Source organism: Pseudomonas sp. SMN11 (assembly GCF_052041945.1).
Classification (GTDB): domain Bacteria; phylum Pseudomonadota; class Gammaproteobacteria; order Pseudomonadales; family Pseudomonadaceae; genus Aquipseudomonas.
On record NZ_JBKGGW010000063.1, the window covers coordinates 1 to 13,375 of the forward strand.

Below are 13,375 nucleotides of genomic sequence, written 5' to 3' on the forward strand. Positions count from 1 at the left end.
AAGTAGGAACTACAGAGATTCGCAGGCACGTCAAAGCGACGGGCCAGCACACAGAATTTCTTGACGACCATAGAGCATTGGAACCACCTGATCCCATTCCGAACTCAGTAGTGAAACGATGCATCGCCGATGGTAGTGTGGGGTTTCCCCATGTGAGAGTAGGTCATCGTCAAGATTCAAACAAAAAGCCCCTGTCTGCGTTGCAGACAGGGGCTTTTTCTTTTCCGGGTTAAAACACCCTGGCGTTAAGCGCTAGCGGCCGAGTTGTTTGTCCAGGTAGTTTCTGATCACCCGCGATCCATTGTTCAGATGCTGTTCAAGCACCCTTACCGCGTCGTTGATACGCTTGTCAGCGGCAGCATCTACCAAGGCGTTATGGTCATCCTGGGTGAGCTTGCCTAGCCCCATGGACGACAAATGGAAGCGCAGGAAGCGTTCTTCCTCGTTTAACTCGTTCTCGATCAGGCGCAGCAGTTTCTGATTGGATGCCTTGCCATAGAGCGCCATGTGGAATAGCCGATTGAGACGGCCGATTTCCGCATGGCTGGTTTCGTTCTCCAGTTGCTGGATGTAACCACGGGCACTGGCGATGTCATCGGCATCGAGCAGCGGGATCGACTGGCGCAGCGCCTCGCTCTCCAGGAGCACGCGCAATGCATAGGTGTCGACGGCGTCTTCGCCAATCAACGGTGCGACCACTGCACCCTTGTGCATTTCCACCTTCAGCAGCGATTGCGCCTCCAACTGGCGCAGAGCCTCGCGCACCGGCATACGGCTGACGCCGTACAAGTCGGCGATTTCCTGTTGGCGTACGGCGGTGCCAGGAGGCAGGCGGCCATCTAGAATGGCGCTGCGCAAGCGTTCTTCTATGACGCCACGGGCCTGGTGTGCCGGCAGCTGTTCGCTGGCCAGCACGTTACTGAGTTTGATTTTCTCGGCCAAGCGAAGTGTGCCTCGACGACAGAAGGTTGGATCCAATGACACTAGTGACAGGCAAGGGGGCTTGTCAAACCTGTGCCCGCAACGGCGCGAGCGGGCCAAGCTGACAATTATGGTGGATGAGTTTTCCCAGCAAAGGAAGCGACACACACTAAGCGCTAACAATAAAGATATAACCAGCCGACCATCGGCTACATGATTGCGCAGTGCCATTGTCTTTTATGTTGCCAGGCCGCACCATCGCTGCTTTGGAACGACCTGAACAGGGCCTCGCAGTGGCGATTACCTGGCTGTTCAAAAACGCCGTGCGACGTTTTGCCTTTGCCCTGTTGCTGGGTGGCTTGCTGCTGGGCGGGTTGCATGCGGATTGGGACTTTGCCGAGATCAGCCGCAAGTCCGAGGCCCTGTACGGCCCCTTGGGTGCGGGCAAGGGCCGCATCGATGCCTGGCAGCGGTTGATGGCGACCCAGAGCCAAGGCAGCGAGATGCAGCGCCTGCAGGTGGTCAACCAGTTCTTCAACCAGCAACTGCGATACGTCGAGGATATCGACCTGTGGCACGAGGTCGACTACTGGGCCACGCCCATCCAGGCGCTTATAAAAGGCGCCGGCGACTGCGAGGACTACGCCATCGCCAAGTACTTCAGCCTGCGGCGCATGGGGATCCCGAGCGAGAAACTGCGCATCACTTACGTCAAGGCCCTGCGCCAGAACCGTGCGCACATGGTGCTGACCTATTATTCAAGCCCACAGGCGCAGCCGTTGGTACTCGACAGCCTGATGGACGCCATAAAGCCGGCCAGCCAGCGCACCGACCTGCTGCCGGTGTATGCCTTCAATGGCGAAGGTCTGTGGCTGACCGGCGCTGCGGGCAACAAGAAGGTCGGTGATACCAAGCGCCTGTCCCGTTGGCAGGACTTGTTGAAGAAAATGCAGGCCGAAGGGTTCCCGGCCGAACCGGTTTACTGAAGGAGCACAGATGTCACTGTTCAAACAATTGCTGTTGGCCATTTGCCTGTTCCTGGTCATCGCGTTCAGCGGCAGCTTCATGGTCAGCCTGGAAAGCTCGCGCAGCCAGTATGTCAATCAGCTGCGTTCGCACGCCCAGGATGCAGCCACTGCGCTGGCACTGTCGCTGACGCCGAATATCGATGACCCGGCGATGGTCGAGCTGATGGTCAGCTCGATCTTCGACAGTGGCTACTACGCCAGCATCAAGGTAGTCGACCTGGGCTCAAATGCCGTGCTGGTTGAGCGCCACGCTGAGCCTGACCCAGGCGGTGTACCAGCGTGGTTCATCCACCTGATTGGCCTGGAAGCGGCCGGTGGCGATGCCATCGTCAGCCGGGGCTGGCAGCAGGCTGCGCGGGTCGAGGTGATCAGCCACCCTATGTTTGCCATCGCCAAGCTCTGGCAAAGCGCATTGGGCAGTCTCGGCTGGTTGCTGCTGTGTGGTGCCGCCAGTGCGGTACTTGGCGCACTGCTGCTGCGTCGTCAGTTGCGCCCGCTGGATTACATGGTGGAACAGTCCCACGCTATTGCCCGGCGCGAGTTCCTCAGCCTGCCAGAGCTGCCGCGCACGCCGGAGCTGCGGCGTGTGGTGCAGGCCATGAACCAGATGGTCGAGAAGCTGAAGGCCTTGTTCACCGAACAGGCCGAGCGCAGTGAGCGGTTGCGGGCGGAGTCCTACCAGGACAGCCTCACGGGCCTGTCCAACCGGCGATATTTCGAAATGCAGCTGACTGCCCGGGTCAGCAACCTGGAGGAGGCACGTGCCGGTTACCTGCTGCTGCTGCGTGTGCAGGGCCTGGCCGGGCTCAACGCACGCCTGGGCGGCCAGCGCACCGACCAGCTGTTGCAGGCCGTAGGCGAGCAGCTACGGCGTACCTGCGCCAGCTTCCCGGAGACCAACGACTTGATTTCCCGCAGCCGTGGCGGTGAGTTCGCCGTGCTGGCCCCGGGCATGGTCCACGAGGAAGCCGTGCAGCTCGCCCAGGCACTGGAGGCAACGCTGCAGAGCCTGCACGAAACAGGCGCCAGCGATGTCGACCCGGTTGCCTGCATCGGCCTTGCTCCGTTCAGCCCCGGTGACGCGCCGCAGGCATTGCTCAAGCTGGCTGACGAGGCGTTGGCGCGTGCCGAGAATCAGCCGACCCCGGGTTGGGTATGCCTTGAGCAGGGCGTGGCTGCAGTGGCTGGCGACAGCCAGCATGCCTGGCACATTCGGTTGGACGAAGCGTTCGTCGAAAGTCGGTTCGAGTTGTTCTTCCAGCCTGTCGTGAATGCCAGGCAGACGCAGCAGGTCCTTCATCACAAGGTGATTTCACGCCTGCACGATGACCAGGGCGAGGCTTTGCCTGCCGGTCGCTTCCTGCCGTGGCTGGAGCGCTTTGGCTGGATGTCGCGGCTGGATCTGCTGGTACTGGAGAAGGTGCTGGCACACCTGCGTGGCCATGATCAGGTACTGGCGCTCAACCTGTCGGCTGCGACGCTGGCCGACCCCAAGGCCTTGCAGCGTGTCTACGAATTGCTGAGCCAGCATCCAGCGCTGGGCTCACGGTTGATCTTCGAGATCGGCGAGGAGCAACTGCCCGAACAGGCCGCGCTGGAAAAGCTCACTCGCCGTCTGCACGGCCTGGGCTTCGGCCTGGCGTTGCAGCGCTTCGGCGGGCGCTTCAGCATGATCGGCAACCTGGCGCACCTGGGCTTGGCCTACCTGAAGATCGATGGCAGCTACATTCGAAACATCGACCAGGAGCAGCACAAGCGGCTGTTCATTGAAGCGATCCAGCGCGCGGCGCACAGCATCGACCTGCCGCTGATTGCCGAGCGGGTGGAGACCGAAGGCGAGCGACTGGTGTTGGTGGAGATGGGCGTCGGTGGCATTCAGGGGCAGCTGGTTGGCGAGCCGGCGCCCTGGCGTTGATTCAAGCATGCCGGGGCGCAAGGCGCCCCCGGTGATTTCAGATCAACCCGCCTTCCTCTTCTTCCTCGATCAGGTTGTTCAAGCTCCCCAGCGCTTTGCGCGCGGTGGAGCGGCTGAGTAACTTGGCCTGCGCCCCCGCCGGCAGGTCGGTGATGCTGAACACGCCCTTGGCGGTCAGCACCTCGATCAGGTCCTCAAGCACGCGGATCATGTCCAGGTCGCTCTGCTTGAGTTGCTTGAGGCTGTTCTCGACGACATCGTCGGCAAACCACTCCTGAATTTCCGCATGGTCGGCGGGCAGGATTTCCGTGTACTCGGCGTAGGGCGCGGCTTCCACCCGCGCCAACTGCCCTTCGCCGTCGCGTTGCACATAGAACATGGCGTCCATCCTCGTCACATTGAATCCTCAGGTTCGGTTCTGGCGCAGCATAGGCAACTTTGCCCAGCTGCGCCCGCCCTTCAACTATTGTTGTTGTCGATCTTGATGGTCGGGTCAGCCCCGCTGATCAACGAGTTAATGGTGGTATTCGACCAGTTCACCCCCTCCAGCTTGATGCTCACGTCAACGTTGGCCAGCCCACCAGCAGCATTGAGTTTGCCTTCGGTGCTGATCTGCAAGGTCGACTCGCCGCCAGTCGTGGTGATCTTCAGGTAGTTGTCGATGGTCGAGCCGCGCTCGCCCTGCAACAGGTCGGTGAGATCGATGCGGTCGCCTTCGCTGAGCTTGAAGTCCTTGATCACGTCCTGGCCAATGTCGCCGGCTTTCCACACGAAGGTATCCGCGCCCGTGCCGCCGGTGAGAATGTCATTACCTTTGCCGCCGATCAGGGTGTCGTTACCGGCTCCGCCGAACAGTAGGTCGTTGCCTTCGCCGCCAAGCAGCGTGTCGTTGCCCGTACCGCCGAGCAAAATGTCGTTGCCCTTGCCGCCATCGATATAATCGTTGCCGCCCTGGCCGAAGATGATGTCGTTGCCGCCCCCGCCCATCAGAGTGTCGGCGCCGTCGTTGGTGCGCGACAGGTCGAAGTCGGTGTAGTGCTCGGTGATGTACTGATGCATCACCTTGGCATCCACCAGGCTCGTGTCCACGCCAAGCTTGGTGGCGACGAAGGCCTGCACGGCCTCGATGCCGCTGCCGGGTATCGAGTCGAAGCTCACCAGGTCGCCGAAGATGATGTCGTGGCCATCGCCGCCGCTGATGGTGTCGACACCGGCAATGGTCTGGTCGGTGTGGCCGAGGATCGCATCGCTGATCTTGCTCGGGTCGACGTTGACCTGGGGCACGCCGTCGCTGTCGAACGGTTTCAGGTCGGTGGCGGCGATGCCTGTGCCGACGCCAACGGCTTCGACCGATGACAGCGCCGAGAGTAGCGCGAAGCTTGAGGTGGCGTTGGTCAGGGTGTCGCTGGTGGTTGTGCTGCCGGTGCCGGCCAGTTTCGACAGCTCGTAGCCGCCGTTGCCTTCGGCGTGGATCAGGCCGGTGGTGACGGCACTCCACTTGTAGCTCAGGCTCAGCAGGTCGAAGCTGCGGGTTTCGGCGGTGAGCTTGCCGGTGGCGTCGATCGACACCCGGTTGCTGCTGTCCAGCTGGTAGTTGGTCAGGGTATCGCCCATCTTGTAGCTGACGTTGCTGAGCAGCGTGTCGAGCTTGACCGTGCTGTTGGCCAGGGTCGGGTTGGTCTGCTCGCCGGTCTGGTAGTAGGTCGGCTGGCCGTCGGTAAGGAAGTAGGTCTGGTTGGTGCCGGTGACACCGGCATTTTTCAGGTTCTGGAACCAGTTGGCGGTGGTCTTGAAGGCATCCTCGTAGTTGGTGCCGCCGTCCGCGCTCATGCCGCTCAGGGCGTTCAGCAGCGTCTTGAGGCCAGCGTCGTTGAGAGTGACCGAGACGGTACTCTTGACCTGGGTGGCAAAGTCCACCAGCAGCACGTTGACCGTGCCGACCCCGGTGGCCTTGGCATCCGCGAGCAGCGTCTGGAACGTGGTGGCCAGGGACGCCTTGGTCGCGTCGATGCCGGTGGTGCTCATGCTGCCCGAGGTGTCGACGATGAAGGCGAGGTTGTAGTTGGTGCCGGCGGTCATATGCAGGCCGGCGCTGTCGGCGATAATGATGTCATCGCCGTAGGTACCGGTGGTGCTGTCATTGGCGGTGGTCAGCTGGCTGGTGGTGTAGGTGTCCGGGTAGACCGTGACCTTGAGGGTGCCCTCGGTGGTGGCGAAGCTGCCGCCGACCGACTCGGTGGAGGTCGAGCTGACCTTCACGTCGAACTGGCCGCTGTAGTAGGCCGGTGGCTTGATGGTCAGGCTGCTCAACGTCCAGCCACTGACATCGACCGCGGTGGCGCCCACGGTGGCGGTGTGCCCGGCAGTGTCGCTGATCACCGAGCCCGCCGGAATACCGCTCAGCTTCACGCTGAGGGTCTCGGAGCCGTCGATGTCGGTCAGGCTGCTGCCGATACCCACCAGCTTGACGCTGCCGTTTTCCGGCCCTTCGTTAAGCTTGTAGCCATCGTAGTAACCCTGGGTGCCGTTGCTACCGTGCAGGTCGGACACGGTGACCCCGGCGTTGGTCAGGGCGGTGACGTTCTGGTACATCGGAATGGTGGTGCTGTTGAAGTCGCCAGCAGCGCTGCCGTTGACCGAGATGTTGACGTCGTAGCTGCCCGGGCCGGACTGGTTGGCGTGGTAGATCTCCAGGGTGTAGTAGCCGCTGGTGGTCGGCGTGTAGGTGCCCGAGACGGTCCCCGAGCCCGAGCCCCAGGTGGCAGTTACCACGTTCTTGCCGCCGATGTTCACCAGCAGGCTGTCGTCGGCGTTGCCGCTGAAGGTGTAGGTCTTGCCGGCCTCCAGGTACACCAGGCCGGAAGTCTTCGAGCCGCTCTGCGCCGCTACGCTGGAATCGGATTGCACGTTGGTGATGGTCGTGGACGAGGTAGCGGTGCCAGAGTTGGTGAACACCGTCTTCAGTGCATCGCCGGTAATGCCGTTGCCGTTGGTGCCCAGGCCGGTGAGGGTGGTCCAGGTTTCCTTGGTCAAGCCCAGCGAGTTGACGCTGTTGCTGCCGATCGACAGGGTCGGTGCGTCGGCGACCGGGGTAATGTCCACCTTCAGAATGGTTTCGCTGCCGGGGGTGACGCCGTCAGTGGGCTTGAACTTGATCTGTGCATAGTCAGCCTGGTTGTTGCCCACCCCGGTGCCGCCATAGCCGTTGACGCCCGACTGGTTGGCCAGCGGCACGAATTTGAGCTTGCCAGCGGTGATGTCGGCCTGGCTGATTGTCTGGTTGAGGGCCACGTTCACCCAAGCGGTGCCGTTGTTGTATTGCAGGGTGCCGAGGGCTGGTAGCTGGGTGATGGTCACGCCCAGGCTCGTGACCGGGCTGTCGACGTCAGTGACGTTGAAGTTGCTCCAGGTCAGCACCAACGCGGTGTCCTCGACCCCGGTGACGGCGCCGCCAGCGGACACCGGCGCGTCATTGACTGCCACCACGTTGACCGTGGTGGTGGCGGTGTTGGACACGTTGACCCCGTCGGTGACCGTGACCGTGATAATCCGTGGCGTGGTGCTCGGGTCTTCGCTGGTGTTGACGAAGGTGATGTTCTTGATGGCCTGCATGTAGTCGGCCAGCGAGGCGTTGCCGGTCAAGGTCAGCACCACCTTGCCGGCGGTCACGCTGGAGGTAATGGTAATGCCATTGACGCTGCTGCCCAGGTTCAGCGCATCGCCGACCTGGGCGTTGGTCAGGGTGACGGTCGCGCCGGTCAGCTGCGTGCTGTCGAAATCGGTGATGGAGATGTCCAGATCACTGATCGAGTTGCCGCTGCCGTTCTCGGTGAAGGTGGTCTGGAAGTCGGCGCCGGTCTTGCCGCTGGAGTCGTTGGCGTCCAGGTCCAGCACGGGTGCGGGTTCGAACAGCTGGGTGGTGATGCTGCCTGCGGTGTTGCTGACGACAAGGCCCTCGAAGTTGCCTCCGGTGGCCGAGTCGATCTTGATGGTGAAGGTCTCGGTGCCTTCGGTGATGTTGTCCTTGATGGTCGGGATGCTGAATGTCGCCGTGTTGCTGTTGGCCTTGATGGTCACGGTAGCCACGCCGGTGTAGTCGACACCGTTGGTGGCAGTGCCGCTGTAGCTCAGCTTGACCACCACATCGGTCTGCGGCGGGTTGCTCAGGGTCAGGGTATAAGTGGCGGTGTTGCCCTCGGCTACGGTGGCCGAGCCGGTGATGCCGAGGGTGGTGTTGTTCAGCGTGTCGGTCACGGCGGTGACCGCTGGCGCCGAGTTCACCACCAAGCTTTCGAAGTTGCCGCCGGTGGCGCTGGTGATAGTGGTACTGACCGTGGAAGCGTCGATGTACACGTCGTCGGCTGGCGCCGCCACAGTGACGCTGCCGGAGGACTGGTTGGGGCCGATGGTGATGGTCTGGCCATTGCTCAACGTCACGCTGACGGCTGTCTGCGCCGGGTTGGTCAAGGTCGCGGTGTAGACGATCTGGCCGCCCTCGGCCACGGTCGGCGTGGCGGTCAGGGTAACGGTGGTGGTGTCCGTCACATCGGTGACGCTGGTGCTGAGCACGGTCTTGTTGGCCACCAGGTTCTCGTAGCTGCCACCGGAGACGCTGCTGATGCTATTGGTGACGGCTGCATGCCCCTGATAGACATCATTGGTGACCGAGCCGGTGGCGGTGCCGCTGCTCTGGCCGACCGGGATGGTGATGGTCTGGCCATTGGTCAAGGTCACCACCACAGGGGTGACGGTGACCGGCGCGCTGACGGTGGCGGTATAGGTGATGGTGCCGCCCTCGGCCACGCTTGGCGAGGCGGTGAGAGTGACAGTGGTGGTGTCCGTCACATCGGTGACACTGGTGCTGACCTGAGTCTTGTCGGCGACCAGGTTCTCGTAGCTGCCGCCGGACACGTTGGTGATGCTGTTGGTCACCGGGGCATGGCCCAGGTACACGTCATTGATCACGCTGCCGGTGGCGGTGCCGGCGCTCTGGCCGACCGGAATGGTGATGGTCTGGCCATTGGCCAGGGTCACCACCACGGCGCTGCCGGTGACGGGTGCGCCGACAGTGGCGGTGTAGGTGATGGTGCCACCCTCGGCCACGCTGGGTGTAGCGGTGAGGGTAACGGTGGTGGTGTCCTGGACATCGGTGACGGTGGTGCTGACCGCTGTCTTGTTGGCCAGCAGGTTTTCGTAGTTGCCGCCGCTGATGGCGGTGATGCTGTTGGTGACCGGTGCATGGCCCAAGTACACGTCATTGGTAACGGTGCCGGTGGTCGTACCAGAAGTTTGCCCGACGGCAATGGTGATGGTCTGGCCGTTGGCCAGGGTCACCAGCACTGGGCTGCCGGTGACGGCGGCGGTGACAGTCGCGGTGTAGACGATGGTGCCGCCTTCGGCTACCGACGGCGTGGCGGCCAGGGTCACGGTCGAGGTGTCGATGGTGTCAGTGACGTTGGTCACTGCGGGCGTGCTGTTGACTGCAAGGTTCTCGAAGTTGCCGCCAGACGCGCTGGTGATCTGTGCACTGACCTGCCCAGCATCGAGGTACGGGTTATCGCCGTGGGTGGCGACGGTGACGCTGCCGGAGGTCTGGTTGGCGCCGATGGTGATGGTCTGGCCGTTGTTCAAGGTTACCGTCACGGCGGTTTGCGCAGCGTTGGTCAGGGTAGCGGTGTAGGTGATCTGGCCACCTTCGACCACGCTCGGCGTGGCCGACAGCGAGACAGTGGTGGTGTCCTGCACATCGGTGACCGTGGTGCTGACCACGGCCTTGTTGGCCACCAGGTTTTCGTAATTGCCGCCAGAGACGTTACTTATGCTGTTGGTGACCGCGGCGTGCCCCAGATAGACATCGTTGGTCACGGCGCCAGTGGCAGTGCCGGAGCTTTGCCCGACCGGAATGGTGATGGTCTGGCCATTGGTCAGGGTCACCACCACAGCAGAGCCGGTGACTGGCGCAGTCACGGTGGCGGTGTAAACGATCGTCCCGCCTTCAGCCACCGAAGGCGTAGCGGTCAGGCTGACGGTCGAGGTGTCGACGGTATCGGTGACATTGGTCACCACGGGGGTGCTGTTGACCGCCAAATTCTCGAAATTGCCGCCTGATGCATTGGTGATGCTGGCGCTGACCTGCCCGGCATCGAGATACGGGTTATCGCCGTGGGTGGCGACGCTGACGCTGCCAGAAATCTGGTTGGCGGCGATGGTGATGGTCTGGCCATTGCTCAGGGTGACGGTCACAGGCGACTGTGCGGCATTGGTCAGGGTCGCGGTGTAAACGATCTGACCACCCTCGGCCACGCTCGGCGTTGCCGACAGTGAAACGGTGGTGGTGTCCTGCACATCGGTGACGCTGGTGCTGACCTGAGTCTTGTCGGCTACCAGATTCTCGTAGTTGCCACCACTGACGTTGCTGATGCTGTTGGTGACGGCGGCATGGCCCTGGTAGACGTCATTGGACACCGCGCCAGTGGCAGTGCCGGAGCTTTGCCCAACCGGGATGGTGATGCTCTGGCCGTTAGCCAGGGTGACCACCACCGGGCTGCCGGTGACGGGGGCGCCGACAGTAGCGGTATAGACGATGTTACCGCCTTCGACCACGGTTGGCGTGGCGGTGAGGGTAACGGTGGTGGTGTCCTGCACGTCGGTGACGCTGGTGCTGACCGGTGACTGGTTGGCGACCAGGTTTTCGTAGTTGCCACCGCTGACGCTGGTGATGCTGTTGGTGACGGCGGCATGGCCTTGGTAGACGTCATTGCTCACGGCACCGGTAGCGGTGCCGGAGCTTTGCCCAACCGGAATGGTGATGGTTTGCCCGTTGGCCAGGCTGACCACAACCGGGCTTTCGGTGACGGGCGCGCCGACGGTGGCGGTATAGACGATGGTGCCGCCTTCGGCCACAGTTGGCGTGGCGGTGAGGGTGACGGTGGTGGTGTCGGTCACATCAGTGACGGTAGTGCTAACCGCCGCCTTGTTCGCCACCAAGTTCTCATAGTTGCCGCCAGCCACGTTGTTGATGCTGTTGCTGACTGCAGGGTGTCCTTGGTAGACGTCGTTGGATACCGCCGCAGTGGCGGTTCCGGAGCTTTGCCCGACCGGAATGGTGATGGTCTGCCCGTTGGTCAGAGACACCACCACGGCAGAGCCAGTCACAGGCGCGGTCACCGTGGCGGTGTAGACGATGGTTCCGCCTTCAGCCACCGAAGGCGTGGCGGTCAGGCTGACAGTCGAGGTGTCGACGGTATCGGTAACGTTGGTCACCGCTGACGTGCTGTTGATTGCCAGGTTCTCGAAATTGCCGCCCGTTGCGCCAGTAATACGCGCGCTGACCTGGCCGGCATCGAGGTACGGATTATCGCCGTGGGTGGCTACCGCGACGCTGCCGGAGGTCTGGTTGGCGGCGATCGTAATGCTCTGGCCATTGCTCAGGGTCACCGTCACCGGCGACTGTGCGGCATTGGTCAGACTGGCGGTATAGACGATCTGCCCGCCCTCAGCCACAGTCTGGGTGGCCGACAGCGAGACTATGGTGGTGTCCTGCACATCGGTGACGCTGGTGCTGACCTGGGTTTTGTCCGCGACAAGGTTTTCGTAGTTGCCACCGCTGACACTGGTGATGCTGTTGGTGACGGGGGCATGGCCCTGGTACACGTCATTGCTCACGGCACCGGTAGCGGTGCCCGAGCTTTGGCCGACCGCGATGGTGATGGACTGGCCGTTGGCAAGGGTTACCACCACCGGGCTGCCAGTGACGGGCGCGCCGACGGTGGCGGTGTACAGGATGGTGCCACCTTCGACTACGGATGGTGTGGCTGTCAGGGTGACCGTGGTGGTGTCGGTCACATCGGTGACGCTGGTGCTGACCTGGGTTTTGTCCGCGACAAGGTTTTCATAGTTGCCGCCGGAGACATTGCTGATGCTGTTGGTGACAGGTGCATGGCCTTGGTACACGTCGTTGCTCACGGCACCAGTTGCCGTGCCGGAACTGTGGCCGACCGGAATGGTGATGGTTTGGCCATTGGTCAGGGTGACCACGACCGGGCTGCCGGTAACCGGAGCGCCAACGGTGGCGGTGTAGACGATGGTGCTGCCTTCGGTCACGGAAGGTGTAGCGCTCAGGGTCACAGTTGTGGTGTCTTGAACATCGGTGACGGTGGTGCTGACCGGCGACTGGTTGGCGACCAGGGTTTCGTAGTTGCCGCCCGTGACGGTGGTGATGCTGTTGGTGACGGGGGCATGGCCCTGATACACGTCGTTGCTCACGGCGCCAGTCGCGGTGCCGGAGCTCTGGCCAACGGCAATGGTGATGCTTTGCCCATTGGCAAGACTGACCACGACTGGGCTGCCGGTGACCGGCGCGCCGACGGTGGCGGTGTAAACGATGGTGCCGCCTTCTGCCACCGAGGGCGTGGCCGTCAGTGTGACGGTGGTGGTGTCTTGCACATCGGTGATGGTCGTGATGACCTGGGTTTTGTCCGCGACCAGGTTCTCGTAGTTGCCGCCGGACACATCGCTGATGCTGTTGTTGACGGCGGGATGGCCCTGATAGACGTCATTGGAGACCGCAGCCGTGGCGGTCCCTGAACTTTGCCCGACCGGGATGGTGATGGTTTGCCCGTTGGCAAGGGTCACCACCACGGCAGAGCCGGTAACCGGAGCGGTTACGGTGGCGGTATAAACAATGGTCCCGCCCTCAGCCACCGACGGCGTGGCGGTCAGGCTGACGGTAGAGGTGTCAACGGTATCGGTGACATTGGTCACTGCCGGCGTGCTGTTGACCGCCAGATTCTCGAAGTTACCGCCTGAGGCGCTGGTGATGCTGGCGCTGACCTGTCCAGCATCGAGGTACGGGTTATTGCCGTGGGTAGCAACCGCGACGCTGCCGGAGGTCTGGTTGGCGGCGATAGTGATGGTCTGGCCATTGCTCAAGGTGACGGTCACCGCAGACTGCGCAGCACTGGTCAATGTCGCGGTGTAGACGATCTGCCCGCCCTCAGCGACGGTCTGGGTGGCCGAAAGTGAAACGGTGGTGGTGTCCTGCACGTCCGTGACGCTGGTGCTGACCGGCGATTGATTGGCGACCAGGTTTTCATAGTTGCCACCGCTGACGCTGGTGATGCTGTTGGTGACGGGGGCATGGCCCTGGTACACGTCGTTGCTGACGGCACCGGTGGTGGTGCCTGAACTCTGGCCAACTCCAATGGTGATGGTCTGCCCATTGACCAGGTTGACCACCACCGGGCTGCCGGTGACCGGCGCTCCCACGCTAGCGGTGTAGAGGATGGTCCCACCTTCGGCCACGGACGGTGTGGCCGTCAGGGTCACGGTAGTAGTGTCCTGCACGTCAGTGATGGTCGTGCTGACCTGGGTTTTGTCCGCGACAAGGTTTTCATAGTTGCCCCCGGACACATCGCTGATGCTGTTACTGACGGCAGGATGGCCCTGATAGACGTCATTGCTGACTGCCGCTGTGGCGGTGCCCGAACTTTGCCCGACCGGAATGGTGATG

Annotated in this window: 5 protein-coding genes and 1 rRNA gene; 3 read left to right on the plus strand and 3 right to left on the minus strand. The window is 62.4% G+C overall.

Annotated elements, in window-relative coordinates; translation table 11 throughout:
• The first annotated feature begins 59 nt into the window (after positions 1-59).
• Positions 60-175: ribosomal RNA gene (gene rrf / locus ACLEJU_RS28010) — 5S ribosomal RNA — on the plus strand.
• 77 nt (positions 176-252) lie between these two features.
• On the opposite strand, the gene ACLEJU_RS28015 is transcribed toward rrf, so the two are convergent.
• Positions 253-942, minus strand: a complete 690-nt coding sequence (locus ACLEJU_RS28015) for a GntR family transcriptional regulator (RefSeq protein WP_435424216.1) — start codon at positions 940-942, stop codon at positions 253-255.
• A 218-nt stretch (positions 943-1,160) separates the two neighbouring features.
• Here ACLEJU_RS28015 and lapG point away from each other — a divergent pair, with 218 nt between their 5' ends.
• Together lapG and lapD are read left to right on the plus strand one after the other, a co-directional pair.
• Complete coding sequence (gene lapG, locus ACLEJU_RS28020) at positions 1,161-1,907, plus strand: cysteine protease LapG (protein ID WP_435424226.1); 747 nt, start codon at positions 1,161-1,163, stop codon at positions 1,905-1,907.
• Positions 1,908-1,917: 10 nt separating this feature from the next.
• Positions 1,918-3,864 (plus strand): cyclic di-GMP receptor LapD, encoded by a 1,947-nt coding sequence (gene lapD, locus ACLEJU_RS28025; protein WP_435424217.1) that lies wholly within the window; start codon positions 1,918-1,920, stop codon positions 3,862-3,864.
• Positions 3,865-3,901: 37 nt separating this feature from the next.
• Here lapD and ACLEJU_RS28030 read toward each other — a convergent pair whose 3' ends face one another.
• Positions 3,902-4,243 (minus strand): tryptophan synthase subunit beta, encoded by a 342-nt coding sequence (locus ACLEJU_RS28030; protein ID WP_435424218.1) that lies wholly within the window; start codon positions 4,241-4,243, stop codon positions 3,902-3,904.
• Between the two features lie 80 nt (positions 4,244-4,323).
• On the minus strand, positions 4,324-13,374 hold the full coding sequence (locus ACLEJU_RS28035) for an immunoglobulin-like domain-containing protein (RefSeq protein WP_440776768.1): 9,051 nt from the start codon (positions 13,372-13,374) through the stop codon (positions 4,324-4,326).
• Position 13,375: the final 1 nt, after the last annotated feature.

Excerpts from the sequence above, each read along its gene's own strand:
- lapG (WP_435424226.1), top strand. The coding sequence starts at position 1,161 with ATGTTGCCAGGCCGCACCATCGCTGCTTTGGAACGACCTGAACAGGGC.
- lapD (WP_435424217.1), top strand. The coding sequence starts at position 1,918 with ATGTCACTGTTCAAACAATTGCTGTTGGCCATTTGCCTGTTCCTGGTC.
- ACLEJU_RS28030 (WP_435424218.1), bottom strand. The coding sequence starts at position 4,243 with ATGTTCTATGTGCAACGCGACGGCGAAGGGCAGTTGGCGCGGGTGGAA.